The 20,101-nt window shown below is 57.7% G+C and carries 17 protein-coding genes; 14 read left to right on the top strand and 3 right to left on the bottom strand.

Features of this window, described 5'->3' with window-relative positions; genetic code table 11:
* Positions 1 to 130: 130 nt before the first annotated feature.
* Positions 131 to 397, top strand: a complete 267-nt coding sequence (locus tag GBM95_RS07015) for a hypothetical protein (RefSeq protein ID WP_152158447.1) — start codon at positions 131 to 133, stop codon at positions 395 to 397.
* 149 nt (positions 398 to 546) lie between these two features.
* On the opposite strand, the gene GBM95_RS07010 is transcribed toward GBM95_RS07015, so the two are convergent.
* The gene (locus tag GBM95_RS07010; RefSeq protein WP_039930008.1) at positions 547 to 1,233 is read right to left on the bottom strand and encodes an Abi family protein; all 687 of its coding nucleotides are present in this window, start codon (positions 1,231 to 1,233) and stop codon (positions 547 to 549) included.
* Between the two features lie 306 nt (positions 1,234 to 1,539).
* Between GBM95_RS07010 and GBM95_RS07005 the strand changes: the two genes are divergently transcribed.
* The 7 genes from GBM95_RS07005 (at position 1,540) to GBM95_RS06975 (ending at position 9,140) form a co-directional block, all read left to right on the top strand.
* On the top strand, positions 1,540 to 1,974 hold the full coding sequence (locus GBM95_RS07005; protein ID WP_005430334.1) for a single-stranded DNA-binding protein: 435 nt from the start codon (positions 1,540 to 1,542) through the stop codon (positions 1,972 to 1,974).
* A 71-nt stretch (positions 1,975 to 2,045) separates the two neighbouring features.
* Positions 2,046 to 2,282, top strand: a complete 237-nt coding sequence (locus GBM95_RS07000; protein WP_005430336.1) for a hypothetical protein — start codon at positions 2,046 to 2,048, stop codon at positions 2,280 to 2,282.
* Entirely contained in the window at positions 2,279 to 5,404 is a 3,126-nt protein-coding gene (locus GBM95_RS06995; protein ID WP_152158446.1) for an ArdC family protein, read from the top strand. The genes GBM95_RS07000 and GBM95_RS06995 overlap by 4 nt, the downstream gene beginning before the upstream one ends.
* Before the next feature lie 14 nt (positions 5,405 to 5,418).
* Entirely contained in the window at positions 5,419 to 7,263 is a 1,845-nt protein-coding gene (locus GBM95_RS06990) for a DNA topoisomerase 3 (RefSeq protein ID WP_152158445.1), read from the top strand.
* A 164-nt stretch (positions 7,264 to 7,427) separates the two neighbouring features.
* Positions 7,428 to 8,357: a relaxase/mobilization nuclease domain-containing protein gene (locus GBM95_RS06985; protein ID WP_147633795.1), complete on the top strand. Its 930-nt coding sequence runs from the start codon at positions 7,428 to 7,430 to the stop codon at positions 8,355 to 8,357.
* 79 nt (positions 8,358 to 8,436) lie between these two features.
* Positions 8,437 to 8,706 (top strand): ribbon-helix-helix domain-containing protein, encoded by a 270-nt coding sequence (locus GBM95_RS06980; protein WP_039930009.1) that lies wholly within the window; start codon positions 8,437 to 8,439, stop codon positions 8,704 to 8,706.
* The gene (locus GBM95_RS06975) at positions 8,703 to 9,140 is read left to right on the top strand and encodes a putative toxin-antitoxin system toxin component, PIN family (RefSeq protein ID WP_152158444.1); all 438 of its coding nucleotides are present in this window, start codon (positions 8,703 to 8,705) and stop codon (positions 9,138 to 9,140) included. The genes GBM95_RS06980 and GBM95_RS06975 overlap by 4 nt, the downstream gene beginning before the upstream one ends.
* Before the next feature lie 411 nt (positions 9,141 to 9,551).
* Here GBM95_RS06975 and GBM95_RS06970 read toward each other — a convergent pair whose 3' ends face one another.
* The gene (locus GBM95_RS06970; RefSeq protein WP_152158443.1) at positions 9,552 to 10,202 is read right to left on the bottom strand and encodes an NUDIX domain-containing protein; all 651 of its coding nucleotides are present in this window, start codon (positions 10,200 to 10,202) and stop codon (positions 9,552 to 9,554) included.
* A gap of 133 nt (positions 10,203 to 10,335) precedes the next feature.
* Here GBM95_RS06970 and GBM95_RS06965 point away from each other — a divergent pair, with 133 nt between their 5' ends.
* From GBM95_RS06965 to dsbI, 4 genes are all read left to right on the top strand, one after another.
* Positions 10,336 to 11,808 carry an NAD(P)H-hydrate dehydratase gene (locus GBM95_RS06965; protein ID WP_152158442.1) on the top strand — a complete coding sequence of 491 codons (1,473 nt, stop codon included), beginning with the start codon at positions 10,336 to 10,338 and terminating at the stop codon, positions 11,806 to 11,808.
* 226 nt (positions 11,809 to 12,034) lie between these two features.
* Positions 12,035 to 12,838, top strand: coding sequence for a glycerophosphodiester phosphodiesterase family protein (locus tag GBM95_RS06960; protein WP_152158441.1), 804 nt, complete (start codon positions 12,035 to 12,037; stop codon positions 12,836 to 12,838).
* A gap of 366 nt (positions 12,839 to 13,204) precedes the next feature.
* Complete coding sequence (locus GBM95_RS06955) at positions 13,205 to 13,873, top strand: thioredoxin domain-containing protein (RefSeq protein ID WP_152158440.1); 669 nt, start codon at positions 13,205 to 13,207, stop codon at positions 13,871 to 13,873.
* Positions 13,874 to 13,895: 22 nt separating this feature from the next.
* Positions 13,896 to 14,558, top strand: coding sequence for a protein-disulfide oxidoreductase DsbI (gene dsbI, locus GBM95_RS06950; RefSeq protein ID WP_152158439.1), 663 nt, complete (start codon positions 13,896 to 13,898; stop codon positions 14,556 to 14,558).
* 141 nt (positions 14,559 to 14,699) lie between these two features.
* Here dsbI and fnr read toward each other — a convergent pair whose 3' ends face one another.
* Positions 14,700 to 15,452 carry a fumarate/nitrate reduction transcriptional regulator Fnr gene (fnr, locus tag GBM95_RS06945; RefSeq protein ID WP_152158448.1) on the bottom strand — a complete coding sequence of 251 codons (753 nt, stop codon included), beginning with the start codon at positions 15,450 to 15,452 and terminating at the stop codon, positions 14,700 to 14,702.
* A 312-nt stretch (positions 15,453 to 15,764) separates the two neighbouring features.
* Here fnr and hemN point away from each other — a divergent pair, with 312 nt between their 5' ends.
* Positions 15,765 to 17,168 (top strand): oxygen-independent coproporphyrinogen III oxidase, encoded by a 1,404-nt coding sequence (hemN, locus tag GBM95_RS06940; RefSeq protein WP_152158438.1) that lies wholly within the window; start codon positions 15,765 to 15,767, stop codon positions 17,166 to 17,168.
* Between the two features lie 368 nt (positions 17,169 to 17,536).
* On the top strand, positions 17,537 to 20,101 hold a 2,565-nt coding region (gene alaS, locus GBM95_RS06935), incomplete at its 3' end, for an alanine--tRNA ligase (protein ID WP_152158437.1).

Below are 20,101 nucleotides of genomic sequence, written 5' to 3'. Positions count from 1 at the left end.
TGAATCCGCCGAAGGCGGAGAGGGCAAAGCCCTCACTGAGCTCAGACTACAACCTACTTTTTAAGAACAAAATCGGCGAAAGCTCACTTGACATTCACCCGAGATTGATTTGAAACGACCACTTTTGACTTTGTTTCTTGTCACACTCCTCTCAGGCTGCTCTGCTGCGATTCAATATCACCCTGTCGTCGGGTACATTGACGGTCAATACACCGAAGACATCGGCGAAGAAGCCGCCCTGAAACGGCTTATCGTAAAGAAGGTGAAAGAAGTCTCTGGCTCCGGCGTAATTCGTACCTCTTGTAGTTCCGGACGTGGCGATTCGTACTTTGTCGGCAACGTTCTCATCACCGATACGGACATCAAGGATGAGTACGTCGTTTTCCGCTACCAGTAGCGAAATTTGTGAGAATTTTCGGAAGAATGCTGCTCAACACATGAAGGGACGCTCCCTTGCGAGAACGGCCCCTGTGTCTTGACGCTTCGCCGCATGCGGAGCGCCAGACTGGATTCTGTGAACCTGCGCGCTAAACGGGCGAGCAACGTCTACAAACTCTTACTCAACCCAGCCAATACAGATTTCAGCTGATCAAGGCCTTGCTGAACGGTTTGACAGGAATTCAACCAAGAAGCCAACCCCGGAAACGAATACCGAAGTATCCTGTGAATTCTTTTATATTGCCGCCACAGGTCTTCATTGATGATCGGCTCATGATGAGCCACCCGATTTCGAAAGCATCGGATTTGATGTGTGGCGGTTTGCAATTCCATCCGTAGGGCCTCAGCATCCCTCCCAAACAAGGGATAGCGTGATGGGAGGGTCGACTTCCATATCAAGTTATGAAGTTTCTTGTTGAGAATTTTCTCCCAGAAAGCGAATTTGAGACTTGAAACAATGTCGTCAGTCGTCACGGCTTCCCCCTTGGCTCGTTGAGCATCCTGAATGCCCTCTTCCAATATACTTCGAGCCTCTTTGGTAATGACTCTCGCGAACACCGGCTGCACCGGCCAGTTAGAGCCAAACGTTTGGGTTAAGCAGTCGGCCAGCCTATTGCGAAGGACCACTTCGAAAAGTTCGAGCGGCTCCCAGAAAGATGCTGCAAGCTGAGCGTTTACATGGTGAAGCTGGAAAGCGCCGGCTACATCATTTTTGGAATACCGCAGATATGTACCGAGACGTGCGCCAGATAAGGCTTGACTCACTTCATCATATTTGATCTGGTCTCTTGACATTTCATCCACTGTTTTTTAACATTATCGGGAGTGCCTAGGGGATTGTATCCTGTCGGATCCCCCTAGGAGTTGACGGAGGGGTGGTCGTTCGCGGTCGCCCCTCTAGTTTTATGTCCGTTACAGTGACCAACGAGCAATTTGGGTTTCATCGGCCTGAGTCTCATCAGCTCTCCAACGATCTCACAAAGGCACGATCCCTGCGTTCTGTGCAAGCTTGTTTTCAGGTATTCTTCTCCCTGGCAATTCCCCGGTAACAGGCCTCAGGCTTCGCCTGAGTTTCTAGCATTTCTGTTACTGAGGCTCAAGATGTCTGACTTTCAAGACATTTCCACCAGCGTCGTCGTGCACGGCGCTCCCAAGGTCGAAAAATTCACCCCGATGTCCGGCCAGAACGCCGGCAAAGAACAAACCGTTCTGAATTTCCGCGCCTATCACCCGAATTTCCAGCGTCAGGAGGACGGGAGCTTCAAGATGCTCGACTCCGACTGGTATGACGTCAAGTACAACGGGAAGGCGATCGAGCAGGTGCAAGGTCTGCTCAAAGACGGCATGACGCTCGAGGTACGCGGCAGCATGCGCGAGCGCGTCTGGAAAGACCGTGACGGAAACGACCGCACCTCTCACGAAGTCTTCGCCAAAAGCCTGGGACTCTCGCTGACGCAGCCCGGACTCACGGGCGTCGAGTTTCAAAAGCCTGACCGCAACCGTCAAGCGCAGGCGGAACCAACCAAAGAGCGATAACCGCTTCCTTTCGACTTCTCACCCGCATGTCCCTGCGACATGCGGTCCCTTGTCGTCCCCGGAGTATCGAAATGGAAGAGACTCTCACGCCCCAAGAGCGAAGAGCGCTCATTGAAAACATCAAAGACACCGCCATCGAGCGCAGCGTGCTGCACCACTACGGCCTTTCCGAAAAGGAAGCCGAAACGTTCGGTGCTTTTGAGGAAGCTTCGCTCACCACAGAAGAAACCGACGACCTCGTCAAGGAATTCTTCGAAGAGGCCTGTAAAGATCCGGCCGTCTTACGCTCGTCGGGAGATCGGCCATGAGTAAATCGCAAGACCGGCTGAATGCGCTCGCCGAAGAGGTAGCATCCCGCCTCATCGAGCAGCTCGAAAAAGGCACTGCACCTTGGCAAAAGCCCTGGAACGGCGTCACCAGTCGCCCGCACAATCCGATCACTGCATCAGAGTACTCGGGCGCGAATTGGCTTTGTCTGCAAATGGCTGCAGAAATGCAAGGGTTTTCTGATCCTCGCTGGATGACCTTCAAGCAGATCACGGATGCCGGCGGTCACGTGAAGAAGGGCTCGCGCGGCGTGCCTTGCCTCTACTGGGCCGACAAATGGCTCGATGCGGAGGGCAAACCGCTTTCTGCCAAAGAGGTCCGAGAGCTGCCTCCTGAGTCACGACAGCGCATTTTGATTCCTTGTCGCTTTGTCGTCTTCAATGCCGAGCAGACCGAAGGCTTGAACCTTCCGGAATGGAAAGCTCCTGAGGTCACCTGGGATCCGAATGAGCGCGCCGAGAAGATTCTCAAAGCCTCCAACGCCGTCATCCACCACAAGCTCGGCAACGCGGCGTTCTACAACCCGTCAACAGACTCGATCACGCTCCCTGAGCGCGGACAGTTCGCCAACGCCTCCGACTACTACGATACGGCGCTCCATGAGCTCGGTCACTGGACCGGTCACGAGTCCCGCCTCAATCGAGACCTTAGCGGCCGCTTTGGCACACCTGACTACGCCAAGGAAGAACTGCGCGCTGAAATCGCCTCGATGATGCTCGCCTCCGAGATCGGTCTACCGCACAACACGCAGCAGCATGCAGCGTACGTTGCCTCATGGATCAAGATCCTCAAGGAAGATCCTGCCGAAATCATTCGTGCATCGGCCGACGCGCAGAAGATCACCGACTTTGTCAAAAATCTTGAACAAGAACGCTACTACGTTGTCGACTACGAGAAGAACGCCGTCCTGCGACTCACGCACCCCGAATGGGTTGCCGGCGTGCGCAAAGTGCTGAACGACAAGCCGAAAGCCCTGGCGAAATTTGAATCGTTTCTCGTCCCCGTTCAGGGAAACACGCTCTCTCCGGAGCACTTGGAGAGAAACGCCTGCAATGCGCTGCTCAACCCTACGGACCCACGGTCGCAAATCCTTCTGCCTATCACGCTGCACAGAGGTGCCGTTGCCACAAGTGATCCGCATCACTTCATCGGCCTTGCCAAGCTGCAGCCGGGGTTGGAAGACAAAGCCTTTCGATTCCTGCAGCGTATCGATGGCAATGACGTTGCTGACAAAGCCCGAGCGGATTGGGCGCAAGAAGAAGCACGGAACTCGACGACCGCTCTCGCTTTCGGCCTGAACTCTCACAACTATTGGAAGGCTTTGGAGAAAATCACCGCCGAGGAGAAGACGCCTCTCGAAACGGCCGCGGAGAAGTTCCCTGCCGCGGCTCCTGAAGAGCAAAAACTCGTCGCTCGCGAAGCGCTGGCGGCCGTCAAGGCCGAGAAGCGTTTCTACCTGATCGACTTTGAGGCAAATGATGCGTCCGTTGTCACGCACCGTGAATTGATGGCGAAAGCCGGGGCCATCCTGCAAGAAAATCCGGGCGCGAAACAAGAGTTTGAAGAGGCTTTTGTCACGGAGACCAAGGCCGGCAAAATCGTACGCAATAGTGACCCAAATCGAAAAGAAAGGCAGGTGTTGCGCCGTTTGCTCGATCCGACCTTGCCGTGGTCGAATTTGGAGAAATGCCCGGTAAACCACGCAGGGCTCTTCTACACCGACAATCCGTTGCGGGCCGTTGCGGCCGCGTCCTTCTATTCCCCGGACCTCGCTCAAAAAGCAACAGCGCTCGTGGCTCGCGTCGATAGCGGCATCACCGTTGACGACGTTCACCGGCAGCTGCAGGACCCCGAAATTGCTGAGTCTTTGACGCCGCAGCGTCTGTGCGCGGAGCGCTATTGGAAAACACTCGAATCTGAACGCACCAAAGCGGCCTTCCCGAAATCGATTGAAACGCTTGAACCGTCCTCTTCCGGCAAGAAGTTTTATGTCCTCGACTTCGAGCGAAACGGGGTGCAGCGACTCACGCACGCGGAGTACATGCAGAAAGCCCGCGACATTCTGGAAAAGAATCCGCGCGCAAAAGCTGAATTCGAGTCCGCCTGGGGTATTGCTCTGCAACGGGGCAAGATGACTCAGGAGCGGGAACGGAACCTGGTGGGGATGGTGCTCGACCCCGCCGATGCCTGGTCGTTCCTCCATGGCGTCTACGCCGACCACCAAGGGCTCTTCGTCACCGATCGTCCTGCCTTAGCCGTTCAGGTCGCCAAGCTGAAATCCGACGACTTCGGAAACTTGGTTTTCAAAGAGGCCGCGAAAGCCAGCCGTGGATTCTCCCTGCAGACTCTACAGGTAGAGTCCATTCAACCGAAGTTCCTGGGTGAAATGTCCACCATTCGCCTGCATTGCGGGAAACACTGGGCCATCCTTGCGGAAAAACGACGCCTTCGAGGGTCGCTCGAAGCGAACTACTTGCAGGAACCGTTACGCGAAAAGCTCGAAAGACTTCCGCAAAGCGACCGCGACGAGTTCAAGCAAATGGCCGTTGCCGCAATATGTCAGGAAGACAAGGAGCGCTACGAACGAAACAACACCTACTACGCCGTCGACTTCAAAACACGCATGGTTCACCGTTGGTCTCACGAGCAGGTCATGCGACAAGGTCTTTACATCATCCGCGACAATCCGAAAGCACTGGCACGCTTCGAGATGGAGAAAAAGGAGGCCGTTCTTAAGGACGGCACTTCCCCAGAAAAGGCCGAGGCAAGCGCCCTTCGTGAACGAGTGAGCCCCGCTTCGAAAGACTGGATGGTCGGCATCGACCGAGGACATCCCGGTTTCTTTTTCAGCAAGGACCCAGCGGAGAGCATGGCTGCAGCTGCGAAAGTGTCCCCTGACATTGCCCGCCGAATCGAAATGCGCGTACGTCTCGCAGAGGGAGAAACCGCAGCAAGCCTCGCAAAAGTTCGTGCCACTGCACTCGAGAAGTCACCGGCCTTCCAAGCAAATTGGGCGATTCAACCATCGCCGGGAAAAGCAGCGGAGGTGGACCTCAAAAACACTGCAGCCGAACCTCAAAGGCCGCGAACGCTTGAACGCTGATCGGGGAGACCTCAATGCGACTCTTCATTGCAGAAAAACCGTCCGTCGCGAAAGCCATCGTTGCCGAGCTTGGCTGCGTCACGCGCGGCGACGGCTTCATTACGTGCAAGGACGGTTCAGTCGTCACTTGGTGCTTCGGACATCTACTCGAGCAGGCGGAACCGGACGCGTATTTGCCGGACGACGTCCCGCGTACGAAAAAAGGATCCAAAGTCTGGCGTTTTGAAGATCTTCCGATTTATTCCAAGAACTGGAAGCTCTTGCCCAAGAACGATAAAGGCGTTAAGAAGCAGCTTGCAACGATCGGGAAATTGCTCAAGAAGGCCTCTCTCGTCGTACACGCCGGGGACCCTGACCGCGAGGGGCAGCTCCTCGCCGATGAAGTTCTGGAACACTTCCGCTACACCGGCCGCGTGCAACGCTTCTGGGTTTCCGCACAGGACAGTGCGTCGATACGCAAAGGACTCACCAACCTTCGAGACAACGAGACGTTCGACGGCATGAGATTGGCTGCGCTAGGGCGTTCAAGGGCCGACTGGCTGCTCGGCATGAATCTGTCGCGTGCCTACACGCTGGCGCAGCAGGCGCAAGGCAAGAAGGAGCTCATCGCCGTCGGTCGCGTGCAGACGCCGACGCTCGCCCTGGTCGCGAAACGTGATGTAGCGATTCGTGACTTCAAGCCGGTGCCTTATTTCGTCATCAAGGCCCGCCTTGACGGCGGTAAACCCTTTACCGCCGTCTGGGAACCTGAGGAGTCGCAAGCGGGAATCGACGAACAAAAGCGCTTGGTCGATCGCTGCATCGCGGCCGCGTTGCAGCAGCGACTGAAGGCCGTCGGCCAAGCCACCGTCGTCAGGTGCTCGCGCACGCCCAAGAAGATTGCGCAACCGAAGGCTTTCTCACTTGCCGACATTCAACTGGGCGCCTCGAACCAATTTGGCTTTTCCGCGGAGAAGACGCTCAATCTGTGCCAATCCCTTTACGAAACGCACAAGGCGACGAGCTACCCACGCACGGATTGCTCGTTCCTTCCCGAGTCTCAATACGCCGACGCCAAGAACGTGCTCGCCGCAATCGCCAAAACCATGCCGCCCCTGGCGGGCCTCGTCGCGAAATGTGACTGCTCGATCCAGTCGCCGACGTGGAACGACAAAAAGATCACGGCGCACCACGGCATCATCCCGACGCAGCAAGCTGCAGACGGCTCCAAGTTCAGCGACGACGAACGAAAAATCTATCGCTTGATCGCCGAGCGCTACTTGTCGAACTTCCTTCCCGCACACGAGTACCTAGCGTGCAGCATCGAATTGCGCATTGCAACGGAACGCTTCTCAGCCAAAGGGCGTCTTGTCACAAAGCCCAGCTGGAAAGTTGTCACGAGCGCAGCCGACGAAGACAAAGCGGATGATGAAGGTCAGGCCCTGCCGGAACTGAAGTCTGGCCTGCAGTTGCCCGTATCCGGAATCGATTGCGAAGAGGAACGCACGAAACCGCCCGCTGCCTTCACCGAAGACACGCTGATTCGTGCCATGGAAAACATCCACCAAGCGGTGAACGACCCGCAGAGCAAGAAGTTCCTCAAGGAGGGAGACGGCATCGGCACGCCCGCCACGCGGGCTGCCATCATTGCCGAACTCAAGCGGAAGAAGTACCTCGAAGTCAAGGGCAAAAAGATCGTTGCAACTGAGCTTGGCCTTCACCTGCTTCAGGTGGTTCCCGACGTCATGAAAAACCCGGTTCTCACAGCGCTCTTCGAACGAATTCTCCGCGAAGTAGAAGCAGGAAATGTTCCGCTTGACGTCTTCATTGAGAAGCAAAAGCAGTTGGTCATCAACGAACTGAGAAGGCTTCGGAAATGATCAAGGACTCAGCTCTCGATCGGCTCTTCCCGGAGTCTATGCGGTATCACAAGGGACATGTCGCAGACCCCGACCATAAAGGTGGGGCTGGCGCCCGCTCTCGACTCGTACGGTTGACTCCCAGGCAGAAACTTGCGGGCATCGTCAGAAGGGCACCGGAAGTCATGCTGAAGATCGGACGCGCCAATATTCGTTGCCTCCAACACATGAAGGCCGCAGCCGACTACATCAGTCGAAACGGCAAACTCGAAATCGAAGACCAGGACGGCTTCACCCACGGCTCCAAGGAACAAGTGCAAGCTGTCGTCCGTCAATGGGGACTTCAATCGCAAATCCCCCAAGAGGAGTCCTCAAACGATCGTCGTGCCCACGGCCGCCGGATCATCCTCTCCATGCCGGCCGGTACGCCGCCAGAGGGTTTCAAAGCAGCATGCCGCAAATGGGCTCAAGACACGTTGAGCGGATACGACTACCTGATGGCGTTTCACACGCCGGAAAATGATCGCAGGACGACACAGCCGCACTGCCATATCTTGCTTCGAACCATCGGCCATGACGGACGGCGTTTTCACATTGACAACACTCGCCGTGAGGAGATGCGCGAACATTTCGCCGTATGTTTGCGCAAACAAGGCATCGAGGCCAACGCTACGCAGCGTTGGCAGCGTGGCGTGACACGTCGTTCACTGGGCCAACCGGAGTTTCACAACGCGCGGAAGGTGCAAACCAACAAGGAACGCGCCCGCAAGCACGCCATTGCACGAAAAAAGAAGACCCTGTTGCTCAAGACCATGCAAAACCGGCTGATGGACGTCGAACGCTCCGTTCGGAGTAGGAAGCCTATCCCCGATCCGCCGGGTATCGTCAAGGCGAAAGCAAAACGTCAGGAGTTGACCGATCTCCTGAACGACGTAATCAACGAGCTGAACGCCGGTTCGAGTCAGGACAAGATGCTCGCCCGAGCTGCGAAGGAGCATCTTCAGAAACTACCGCCCGTCAAATCTGCTGCACAAGAGACCGTCAGTTCATTGACTGACAAAGCAAGGCATGCAATGCAAGCTGAGGTTAAGCGAACCCCCATAAAGAACCGCTGAAGGCACCGGCGTGCCACATTTGCGCCTATAATCATAGGCAGATAGGCGCATATCATCCCTTCGGGTTATAGGAATACTCATGACACAGTCTGCCACTCGCATTGCGAATGTAAAGTGGAACATTTCGGTTCCACCTGATTTTGATGAAGCTACTCGCATTTACCTTGCGTCTCAAGGAGGTAAAAAGGGTTCTCTTTCTTCTTTGGTCCAAAAGGCGGTTTCCCGTTACATCTTGTCTTCGCTTACAGGAGAGGCTAAGGAAAAGGTGCGTGCATCTGGGCTATCCCAGAATGAGCTCGACAAGATTATTGCGGATGGAATTGCCTGGGCTAAGGACCAATCGAGATGAAAGTCGTTCTTGATACAAATGTTCTGATTTCAGCGCTCATTTCGCCGCACAATCCCCCTGACCTCATCCTTCAATCATGGCTCGCCGGAGACTTTGAGCTTCTCACCTCAGAGGATCAGCTCGAAGAAATTCGGCGAGTCTCGCGTTATGCCCATTTGCAGCCCTTTCTGCAACCACACCAAGTTGGAGTGCTCGTCAATCGTATGCGTAGTTTGGCAACGATTGTTCGCCCTGAATCGCTGATTTCTGAAGAAGCGCTCGACCCTGATGACAATTTCTTGATCGCGATTTGTGAGGCTGGTTCTGCAAACAATCTTGTCACTGGGGACCAACGCGCCGGCTTACTCGAACGTAGACATATAGGCGCTACAGAGATACTCACTGCTGCGCAATTCGCGGAGCGTTACTTGGGATGGCGTGTTCAGCGATCGTAGGCTTTACAGAAGAACGGCACCATTGAGGGCTGGCAGAATTGAGGTCCGCCCCTTTTTCGATAAACAAACTTAATCAACACATTGTTTGCGATAGTTAATTCTTTTGGGATTTTTTGGTGACCTTTTTGGTGACCCTGTGCAATTTTTACTAAAATGCGGAAAGCTAAGTCTTTGATTTTATTGGCGTCAGAGAAAAAGTCCGAATCCCTCCTTCTCCGCCATTGTTTCTTCTGCGACAAGCAATTCGAGACGATGAGCCCTTTCGGTCATACGTTAGGCCATAAGTCAAAGAATTAAAGAAACCCCGATCAGTCTAAAGCTGACGGGGTTTTCTTTTGCCCGCACCCAGCAAAAAGCCCGTGAGGCAGAGAATCCTCCGGGCTTTCTTCTTTGAGACGCTGCGATGAAAGACTACTGATGCGCCGCAGCGATCATGCCGCGAAGATCAGCGCCCGAGAGTCCCGGGCTCTTCCTGCCTTTAAGATGCTCCTTGAGCCAGAAGATGCCGCAGATCGTCTTCACGTCCGTAATCCTGCCGTCGAGCGCCATGCGGACCGCCTCATCAAAGGGGACCCGGTAAACCTCAAGGTGCTCGCCTTCATCGAGATGCTGATCCTCCTGCGTGAGGTCTTCAGCAAGATAAATCACGATGTGCTCGGAACTGTAGCCGATGGCGTTGTTGATGAGGCCGAGCCTCGTCCACGAATTCGCCTTCACGCCGCACTCTTCAAGAAGCTCGCGCTTCGCGCAGTCAAGCTCCTCCTCATCAGGATCGATCTTTCCGGCGGGAAGCTCCCAGAAGCTCTGACCCAGAGGGTGGCGCCACTGGCGCTCCAGCAGAATCGTGCCGTCCTTGTCGAGCGCCGCCATGCAGCAGGCGCCGCCGTGCCTCAGAAATAGGCGCTGGGAGCTGCGTCCGTCGGGCAACGTCACTTCATCGCGGACAAGCTTCACGAACTTGCCGTCGAAAAGAATCGATTCGGAAACTGTTTTTTCCTCCAGGGGATCGTCCGCACGGGCAGCAAAGGGAACGGGCGGCTTCAGAAGCGGAAAGCGGCGCAATTTGAGCTCCAGAAAAGAAGAAATCAGGAATTGGGAACAATACCGCCAAAAGACTTGTCGGAAAGCGCCCGGCATTGGCGCATCTTCTTAGAATGTGCCCCGCAACATCATTTTCCCGTTCCTTTTCAAAACCATGAGTCTTACTGTTCTCAATCTCGAAGAAGCCCGCGAGCTCGAAGCGCGCTGCGCCAACCGCATGGGTCTTGACGCACTGATGCGCCGTGCCGGCACCTTTGCGGCCGAATGGATTTCCGAACATGTTTCCGGAGGCCACGCCGTCGTCCTGGCGGGCCCCGGCAACAACGGCGGCGACGCCATCGTCTGCGCGCTTGAACTCAGAAAGCGCGGCTTTACGGTCGAGCTGGTTCTTCCCGGGGGCGACCCCAAAACGGAACTCGCCCGCACCATGCTGAAGGAATGGCGCGACCTCGGGCTTGAGACGCTCGAAGACCCCTACAGCGCGATGAAAGCCCAGGTCGTCGTCGACGGCCTCTTCGGCACCGGCCTCAAGCGCCCGATCACGGGCGACTACATGGATGCCGTGCAGTGGTTCAATGAACGCATGGCCTACAAGGTTGCGCTTGACGTCCCCTCGGGCCTCAATAGTGAAACGGGCCTCTGGGTCGGCACCGTCCCGGGCGTCCGGGCCGACGCCACCATCACCTTTCTCTCCCACAAGTCGGGGCTCTTCATGAACGAAGGCGCCGACGCCTCCGGCACCGTCGTCATGACGGAGCTCGACGTTTCCATTCCGCTCACGCGCCTCGGCGTCATTGAATCCGCGGACTTCGCGCACATTCTGGAACCCCGCCGCAACTTCTCCCACAAGGGAACCTTCGGCCACCTCGCCGTCGTGGGCGGAGCAAACGGTCATGTCGGCGCGGCGCTCCTTGCCGCCCGTGCGGGCCTCAAGCTCGGCGCGGGCACGGTCACAGTCGAGCTTCTGGCCGACAATGCCCCTGCCGTCGACCCCGTTCAGCCCGAACTCATGTTCTCGGCCGAACCCGTCGACTTTGAAAAATTCACGGCTGCCGTCATCGGACCGGGCCTCGGCACGAGCGAACGCGCAAAGGAGAGACTCCGCGCGGCGCTCGCGGCAAGCTGCCCCCTCGTGATCGACGCCGATGCGCTCAACCTGATCGCTGCCGACAAGAGCCTCCTCACGGCGCTTCTGCACCGTACGGTCGCGACGGTCATCACCCCGCACGAGGTTGAAGGAGCGCGCATTCTTCATGTTGAACCCAGGGTCATTCAGTCCGACCGCGTCAACGCCGTCCGCGATCTCGCGCTTCAGACCGGCGCCATCACGGTGCTGAAGGGTCCGGGCACGCTCGTTGCCATGAGAAGCTCGCGCACGTGGCTCTCTCCCATCGGCGCCTCTTCGCTCGCGACGGCCGGCAGCGGCGACGTGCTTTCCGGCATGATCGGCGCCTTCTTTGCGCAGCGCTACGATACGGTTGAATCGGTGGTGGGCGCCGTAACGCTTCATGCCCGAGCCGGAGCCGGCCATCTTGCCGGACTGACCGCAGGCGAGATCGCCCCCGCTGCCGCGTGGATTCTTGAAGAAGAAAGACGGAAGACCCAGGCCGGCAAACAGCAAAACTGACACAGAGTTTGCAGTCTTCACGTTTTGTTGCATGCTTCACGAATCTGCAATGCCCTTTCCCATCGCCTCCGATATAGTTCATCTCACAGCGAAATACTGCTGAGAGAACAGATTCCGCTGTGTTTCTCCTGACTTTAGGTTGAGAAATTGAGGGTTGAACCTCGCGGGCGAAGGGAAAACGCCTGCGAGGTTTTTTTTCATCCTCACCCTTCGGGAGGTGAGACAAATGCCAATTTCCGAAAACTCATTGAAAACTCTTCCCTGGCCTTTCCCCCGCATCCTTGCCCATCGCGGCAGCGGCACCGTCGGGCCGGAAAATACGCTCGAAGGCTATCGCGCTGGCCTTCTGCACGGCTATCGTGCGATTGAAACGGATGCCATGCTTACCCGGGACCGGATCCCGATGATCATGCATGACGAAAAGTTCGGACGCGTGATCCGGGACGACAAGAGAAGCGTCCCCGAAGTCACCGCAGCCGAACTTGAGTCCCTTGATGCCGGAAGCTGGCTCTCCCCCATCTGGTACGGCGCCTCCTCCATGCGCCTCACGACGGCTATCCGCTGGTGCCGTCGAAATGCAGTCTGGATGAACATTGAAATCAAGCCGGCAAAGGGTCATGCTGAAGAAACCGGCCGAATCGTCGCGGAGACGACTGCCGGGGAATTTGAGGATCTCATCCGATCGGGCGGCGATTCCCGCGAAGGGATCGTTCGCGAGGTTCCGCTTCTTTCCTCTTATTCGAGAGATGCTCTTGCCGCTGCAAGGGAAGCCGCCCCGGACATTCCGCGCGCCCTTCTCGTCGACGACATTCCCGGAGACTGGATAGAAGCCGTCATGGAACTCGAATGCGTTTCGATTCATCCAGACTATCGGTTCGTAACGCCCGAATTCATCCGGAAAGCGCACGATGCCGAACTCTGGGTTTTCGTCTATACGCCCAATTCGCCCGATGTCGTGCGGGCGCTCTTCGGGATGGGCGTCGACGCGCTCTGCACCGACAGGCTCGACCTGATTTCTCCTGCGCTTTGATTTCCCCAGAGAATCTCAGCCATTCTGCAAAGGCCTTCCCGCGCATTCCTCACGCCGGAAGGCCTTTTTGCATCTCTCGTCCGGAAGCCCGGCTTGTCATGACCTCGTCTGCCTGCTGCAGATTTTCACGCTCAACCATACTCCTTCTGAGATATTTTCATATTTCGCAAATCCTTTTTTTCATTCTGTGAAGCTTCTAGAGGATATTCCCGTAATTCCATAATTTACCGATACTTAACATCTTCCTTTCTCCTGTCCGGCCCCCTATACTTTCGCCTGACTCAAGAAAACCCGGATGCCGCACATCCGGCATCGAAAGCCTCAAACGACTTTCTGATAGCAAATTAACCCTAAAAGGACACACACATGCTTCGTCGTACCTTCATCGCTTCGGCTGTTCTCCTCGCTACTGCGGCCGCTGCTCCGAGCGCCTTTGCCTTTACCGAAGGCAAGGATGCCGACTACATCACTCTCGAGAAGCCCCTTGCCGGCGGCGAAGGCAAGATCGTCAAGGTGTGGTCCTATGACTGCCCGTTCTGCTTCAAGTTCGACGTGGGCGTCGATCCGAAGGCCATTCCCGCTGCTGAAAAAGCCACGGGTCTGAAGTTCGACATGTACCACCTCGAAACGAAGGGCAAGTACGGCCGCGCCGGTACGGAACTTTTCGCCTGGTGCATGCTCCGCGACAAGGCGGCCGGCGTCACGGACTGGGAAGATCCAAAGTCGCTCTTCAAGAAGGCGAAGGACGCCATCTATCTCGCCTACCACCGCAAGGGCGAACGCTGGACGGCCGGCGAAGAGGCCTTCCTCAAGACCGGTCTTGATGTGATCGGCGCCAAGCCCGAGGAATTTGCCGCCGCGAGAAAGACGCCTGAAGTTCAGGCTCTCGCCGACAGCTGGAAGCCCTGCTACGACGTGGCGAAGATCCAGGGCATCCCGGCCTACGTGGTCAACGGCAAGTACCTCATCATGACGAAGGGCATCCGCTCCGTTCAGGGCTTCGTCGACCTCATTACCGAACTCTCCAAGAAGTAATCCGGCGGGAGTTTTTTAGAAAATGAATTCCTCCAACGGTCTCCTCGATCGCATCGGGCTCTTCTCTCAGACCCGCTGGCCGTGGCTTCTGATTGCCATTCTCTCCGCAGGCCTTGTGCTCATCGCGCACAACGTCTTCCAGGTCTGGCTCTACATGAAGCCCTGCGAGCAGTGCGTGTACATCCGCTTCGCCTTCCTCTGCATGACGTTCGGGTGCCTCTTCACGCTCGCCTGGCCGAAGGCTCTGATCTGCAGGCTCATCGCCTATGTTTGCGGCGTCTACGGCGCAATCTACGGCATCATGTGCTCGGTCAAGCTTTCCGACATTCACCACGCGATCCACTCCGACGATCTCGATGCGCTCTTCGGCATGCAGGGCTGCTCGCTCGAGCCGCACTACCCGTTCGGCCTCCCGCTTGAAAAGTGGGCGCCCGACTGGTTCCTCCCGACCGGCGACTGCGGCTACGACAACTCCGACGTCCCGATGGGCACGGTGCTCTCGCCGCTGCAGGAATCCATCATCCAGATGTATTCCGACGCCGGCGGCTGGTATCTGATCCCGTCGATGAAGTTCATGTCGATGGCTCAGTGCTGCCTCCTCGGCTTCATCGTTGCGCTCGCGATCTACGCGATTCTCTTCATCGGCGACATGAAGCATGTTGCAGGCGCGAGGAAGGCCGCCTAAAAGAGAATTTTCCCAGAACTTTTTCTCTCTGCCTTTCAAGCCGCTTCAGAGCAATGCTCCGAAGCGGCTTTTTTCGCGCATCAAAAAAGGCGGCCCGGATGCATCGGTACCGCCTTTTGACATTCTTTGAAGGATTCGTCGTCAGCCGACATTCGTCCTCGGCATCTCCACCTCACTCGGAAGCGGAACGCCGGAAACAATCGCGCGGAGCCCCTCAGGATCAAAAATTCTCACGTGCTTCTGGTTCACCTCGATCAGGCCGTCGTGCGAGAAGCGCGAGAGCACGCGGCTCACGGTTTCGAGCTTGAGGCCGAGGTAGGAGCCGATTTCCGCGCGCGTCATGCGGAGCACGAATTCGCTTCTTGAGTAGCCGCGCTGCTCAAAGCGCTGCGAGAGGGAGAGAAGGAAGGCGGCAAGGCGCTCCTCGGCATGCATGGAGCCCAAAAGCAGCATGACGCCGTGCTGGCGGACGATCTCGCGCGAGAGAAGCTTCATGACGTGCGCGCCCATCGAGCGCATCGACGTCGCCGCATCCTCGAGACGGGCATAGGGAATCACGCAGACTTCCGTATCCTCGAGCGCAAAAACGTCGCTCGAATGAACGCCGCTCGCGATCCCGTCGAAGCCGATCATTTCGCCCGCCATGAAGAAGTTCGTCACCTGTTCGCGGCCGTCGGAACTCATGACGGTGCTCTTCAGAAAGCCGAGCCTCACGGCGTAGAGGTTTTCAAAACGGTCGCCGGCGCGAAAGAGCGCATCGCCGCGCTTGATGCGGCGTCTTGCCGCTACTAGATCCTCAAGGCGTTCAATTTCCTTGAGCGTTAGTCCGGTAGGCAGACAAGCCTCACGCAGATTGCAGTTCGAACAGGCAACACGAAGCGCCGACAGATTGATCACGACCTCTCCCTCAAGAGTCGCCCGCACGAATGCGGACGGCCGGGCTTTGCAGCTTTTTTCAGACCGCACGCGGCTCCGGGGAAAGCCGGTTCAACCGATCCGAACAGCTTGCTAATTTTGGAATAATCTCGCGCGCCTAATATCCAAAGCGGACATCAGGACGCTTGGGCGGCGGAACACTCGCCGTAAGAAGCAACCCCCTTGAAGTCTGGACCTCTTTCGCGTTGATTCATGTCAACAAAGATGTTCTCGCCTCCCGAATAATATCAGGAAGCTTAACCTAAGTCATAAATCAGAGGCACACCCAACATGATGACCCCGGAAACCAGCGGCGTTGAACTGCCCGACATGGCCCTCCTCAAGAAGTTCGACGTGCCGGCCCCCCGCTACACCTCCTACCCGACCGCCGACCGCTTTAATGCCTCCTTCGGTCCGGCTGACTATGAGAAGGCCCTCGCCGGCCGCGGCGCCGCCAAGCATCCGGCTCCGCTCTCGCTCTACGTGCACGTTCCCTTCTGCAACGACGTGTGCTTTTACTGCGGCTGCAACAAAATCGTGACGCGCGACCATTCGCGCAGCGCCGCCTATATTGAGATGATCGGCCGCGAGTGCGACCTCGTCAAAGAGCACATCACGGGCTCGCAGGAACTCGAGCAGCTCCATTTCGGCGGCGGCACGCCCACGTTCCTCACGAACGACGAAATCTCCCTCATGATGGAGACGCTCACGAAGCGCTTCCCGCTCGCCAAGGAAGGCGGCGAATTCTCAATCGAGGTTGACCCCCGCACCTGCGGTCCGGACAAGGTGAAGAAGCTCCGCGAAGTGGGCCTGAACCGCATGTCGCTCGGCGTGCAGGACTTCAACCCCGACGTGCAGAAGGCCGTCAACCGCATCCAGCCCTTCGAGATGACGAAGGAAACGCTCGACGCGGCCCGCGAGGCGGGTTTTGAGTCCATCAACATGGACCTCATCTACGGCCTGCCGAAGCAGACGCGCGAAACCTTCGCGCATACGATCGACAAGGTCCTTGAACTTTCGCCCGACCGCATCGCGCTCTATCACTACGCGCACCTGCCCAATCACTTCAAGGCGCAGCGCCGCATTCTTCCTGCGGATCTTCCCGACACCGTCGAGAAGGCCCACATCATGTTCGACGCCATCACGCGCCTCACGCAGAACGGCTACCGCTACATCGGCATGGACCATTTCGCCAAGCACGAGGATGAGCTCTCGAAGGCTCAGATCGAAGGGACCCTTCAGAGAAACTTCCAGGGCTATTCGACCAAGGCCGAATGCGACATGGTTGCCCTCGGCGTTTCCGCGATCTCGAAGATCGGCAGCGCCTATGCCTGCAATCCCCGCGAGCTTGACGACTGGGCGGCCGCCATCTCGGCCGGGCGCCTCGCCACGAACCGCGGCTACCTGCTCAACGCCGACGATGAACTGCGCCGCTACGTGATCATGCAGATCATGTGCAATTTCGAACTGCGCAAGAAGGACGTTGAGGAGCGCTTCGGCATCAACTTCGACGAAACCTTCGGGTTCGAGCTTTCGAAGATGAAGCCCTACGTGCACCACGAGCTCGTCGAGCTTTACGACGACCGCCTCGTCGTTCTCCCGAAGGGCAAGATCTTCGTGCGTGCGGTCGCCATGCAGTTCGACCGTTATCTGCGCGAATCGAATCGTGCGGGCGGCTATTCCCGCATCGCATAAGCACGCTTCAAGCCTCTGCCATTTCGCTCTGAAGCGAAGGGCAGATACAGCCTGAAAACGAGAAAAGCGGCGTGAAGGAGGTCCATCAATCCTCCTCAGCCGCTTTTTCTTGTTGTTTTCATGGCGTCCCAACGCCAAAAAGGCCGGCCCTTCATTGCCGCCCGCAAGGCCTTAAGGACTAAAATCAGGAGTTTCGGGTCCCTCGCGGGACTTTAGTCCGCTCCATTTCCGTCATCCTGTACGGATTTGCGAGCCGGAGTCATCGTGCTCCCCGATTTTTATCTTTTTACGGACCGAAGCCTTCCCTTAAGCAGCGCTTCCTTCGTACAAAGACCCTGGCAGACTTTTTCCATCCATTTGAACAATCAATGAAAGTCTCAGATATCCGACGTACCTTTCTGAAGTTTTACGAAAGCAAAGGTCACACCATCGTAGCTTCGAGCCCCGTCGTTCCCGGCAACGACCCGACGCTTCTCTTCACCAATGCCGGCATGAACCAGTTCAAGGACGTGTACCTCGGGTTCGACAAGCGCCCCTACAAGCGCGCCACGACCTCGCAGAAGTGCATCCGCGCCGGCGGCAAGCACAACGACCTTGACAACGTGGGCTACACCGCTCGTCACCACACCTTCTTCGAAATGCTCGGGAACTTCTCGTTCGGCGACTATTTCAAGAAGGATGCGATCCACTTCGCCTGGGAGCTCCTTACCGAGCACTTCCATCTGCCGCCCGAAAAGCTCTGGGTGACGGTCTATGCGGAAGACGACGAGGCCTACAACATCTGGCACAAGGAAGTGGGCATTCCCTCCGACCGCATCGTGCGCATCGGCGACAACAAGGGCGCCCGCTACATGTCCGACAACTTCTGGATGATGGGCGACACCGGTCCCTGCGGCCCCTGCTCTGAAATCTTCTACGACCACGGTCCCTCCGTGCAGGGCGGCCCTCCGGGGAGCCCCGACGAAGACGGCGACCGCTACATGGAGATCTGGAACCTGGTCTTCATGCAGTTCTACCGCGACGAAAAGGGCGAGATGCACAAGCTCCCGCGTCCCTCGATCGACACCGGCATGGGCCTCGAGCGCATCGCCACGGTCCTTCAGGGCGTGCACAGCAACTACGACATCGACCTCTTCAGGAATCTCCTTGCTGCTGCGAAGAAGGCGGTCGACGCCGTTTCCGAAACGCCCGCCGACATCAATTCGCCCTCGCTCAAGGTGATTGCCGACCACATCCGCGCCTGCGCCTTCTGCGTGGCCGACGGCGTGCTCCCGGGCAATGAAGGCCGCGCCTACGTGCTCCGCCGCATCTGCCGCCGCGCGATCCGCCACGGCTATAAGCTCGGCGCCCGCGGTCCGTTCTTCTATACCCTGGTCGATGCCGTGCGCAAGGAAATGGCCGAAGCCTATCCTGAGCTCAATAATCCGGAAATCGAAAAGGTGATCGAGGACGAGGAACGCCGCTTCCTCCTCACGCTCTCGAAGGGCATGGAAATCCTCGAGGACGCCATTGCGAAGAACAAGGACGGCGTCCTTGACGGCGAAGTGGTCTTCAAGCTCCACGACACCTACGGCTTCCCGGCCGACCTCACGGGCGACGTCTGCCGCGAACGCGGCATCACGGTCAACACGGAAGAGTTCGATCGCGCCATGGAACGTCAGCGCGCTGCCGCCCGCGCCTCAGCGAAGTTCAAGATGGCCGCCGGCCTCGCCTATTCGGGCGCCGACACGGTCTTCACGGGCTACGAAACGCTCGTCGAGAAGAACGCCGAAGTCGTTGCGCTCTACGTCAACGGCGACCCCGTTCAGAAGGTCGAAGCCGGCAGCGAATGCGTCGCCGTCTTCAACCGCACGCCCTTCTACGCCGAATCCGGCGGCCAGGTGGGCGACCAGGGCGAAGCGAAGAACGACACGTCGCTCCTCAAGGTGCTCGACACCTTCCGCGTGAAGGCTGCCGTGACGGGCATGCAGTGCCACGTCGCCGAAGGCTCCATCTCCGTGGGCGACAAGTTCGACCTTCACGTTGATGAAGCCCGCCGCCGCGCCACTGAACGCAACCACTCCGTCACTCACCTCATGCACTTTGCGCTGCGCACGGTGCTCGGCGACAAGGTTGCCCAGAAGGGCTCGCTCGTTACTCCGGAAGCGACGCGCTTCGACTTCTCCTACACGAAGCCCGTTACGGCCGAACAGATCGCTGAAGTCGAACGCATCGTCAACGCTGAAATTCTGCGCAACGTTCCGGTTACGACGCGCGTTCTTCCGATTGAGGAAGCCAAGCACACCGGCGCCGTCATGCTCTTCGGCGAGCGCTACGGCGAAACGGTGCGCGTCCTTGACATCGGCAAGTCCTGCGAATTCTGCGGCGGCACGCACGTCAAGGCCACTGGCGACATCGGCTTCTTCAAGATCGTCTCTGAATCGGGCATTGCTGCCGGCGTTCGCCGCATTGAGGCCGTTACCGGCATGAATGCGCTCGCCTGGGTCCAGCACGAGGAATCCCTGGTCGCCCGCACGGCACGTGAATTCAAGGCCCCGGCCGATGAAATCCCGACCAAGGCCGCCGACCTCCTCAACACGGTCCGCACCCTTGAGAAGGGCATCGAGCAGCTCAAGAGCCAGATGGCCTCCCGCGCCGGCGATGCGCTCATCAGCGAAGCCGTTGACGTGAAGGGCGTCCGCGTTCTGCTCGCCCGCCTCGACGGCGCTGACGCCAAGGCGCTTCGCGAGACGATGGACAAGGTGAAGGACAAGCTCGGTTCTGCCGTTGCCGTTCTCGCCGCAGCCCAGCCTGACGGCCGCGTGCAGCTCGCTGCCGGCGTCACGAAGGATCTGACGGGCAAGGTGAAGGCAGGCGAACTCGCAAGCTTTGTCGCCGGCCTCCTCGGCGGCAAGGGCGGCGGCAAGCCTGACCTCGCCATGGCGGGCGCTGCC

The sequence above is a fragment of the Sutterella seckii genome (genome assembly GCF_009183815.1).
GTDB classification, from domain to species: domain Bacteria; phylum Pseudomonadota; class Gammaproteobacteria; order Burkholderiales; family Burkholderiaceae_F; genus Sutterella; species Sutterella seckii.
This window is presented reverse-complemented; position numbering and strand designations above follow the sequence as displayed.

What these genes read in the sequence shown, in the direction of transcription:
- GBM95_RS07010 (WP_039930008.1), bottom strand. Translation starts at nt 1,233, where the DNA reads ATGTCAAGAGACCAGATCAAATATGATGAAGTGAGTCAAGCCTTATCT.
- GBM95_RS07005 (WP_005430334.1), top strand. Translation starts at nt 1,540, where the DNA reads ATGTCTGACTTTCAAGACATTTCCACCAGCGTCGTCGTGCACGGCGCT.
- GBM95_RS07000 (WP_005430336.1), top strand. Translation starts at nt 2,046, where the DNA reads ATGGAAGAGACTCTCACGCCCCAAGAGCGAAGAGCGCTCATTGAAAAC.
- GBM95_RS06995 (WP_152158446.1), top strand. Translation starts at nt 2,279, where the DNA reads ATGAGTAAATCGCAAGACCGGCTGAATGCGCTCGCCGAAGAGGTAGCA.
- GBM95_RS06990 (WP_152158445.1), top strand. Translation starts at nt 5,419, where the DNA reads ATGCGACTCTTCATTGCAGAAAAACCGTCCGTCGCGAAAGCCATCGTT.
- GBM95_RS06985 (WP_147633795.1), top strand. Translation starts at nt 7,428, where the DNA reads ATGCTGAAGATCGGACGCGCCAATATTCGTTGCCTCCAACACATGAAG.
- GBM95_RS06980 (WP_039930009.1), top strand. Translation starts at nt 8,437, where the DNA reads ATGACACAGTCTGCCACTCGCATTGCGAATGTAAAGTGGAACATTTCG.
- GBM95_RS06975 (WP_152158444.1), top strand. Translation starts at nt 8,703, where the DNA reads ATGAAAGTCGTTCTTGATACAAATGTTCTGATTTCAGCGCTCATTTCG.
- GBM95_RS06965 (WP_152158442.1), top strand. Translation starts at nt 10,336, where the DNA reads ATGAGTCTTACTGTTCTCAATCTCGAAGAAGCCCGCGAGCTCGAAGCG.
- GBM95_RS06960 (WP_152158441.1), top strand. Translation starts at nt 12,035, where the DNA reads ATGCCAATTTCCGAAAACTCATTGAAAACTCTTCCCTGGCCTTTCCCC.
- GBM95_RS06955 (WP_152158440.1), top strand. Translation starts at nt 13,205, where the DNA reads ATGCTTCGTCGTACCTTCATCGCTTCGGCTGTTCTCCTCGCTACTGCG.
- dsbI (WP_152158439.1), top strand. Translation starts at nt 13,896, where the DNA reads ATGAATTCCTCCAACGGTCTCCTCGATCGCATCGGGCTCTTCTCTCAG.
- hemN (WP_152158438.1), top strand. Translation starts at nt 15,765, where the DNA reads ATGATGACCCCGGAAACCAGCGGCGTTGAACTGCCCGACATGGCCCTC.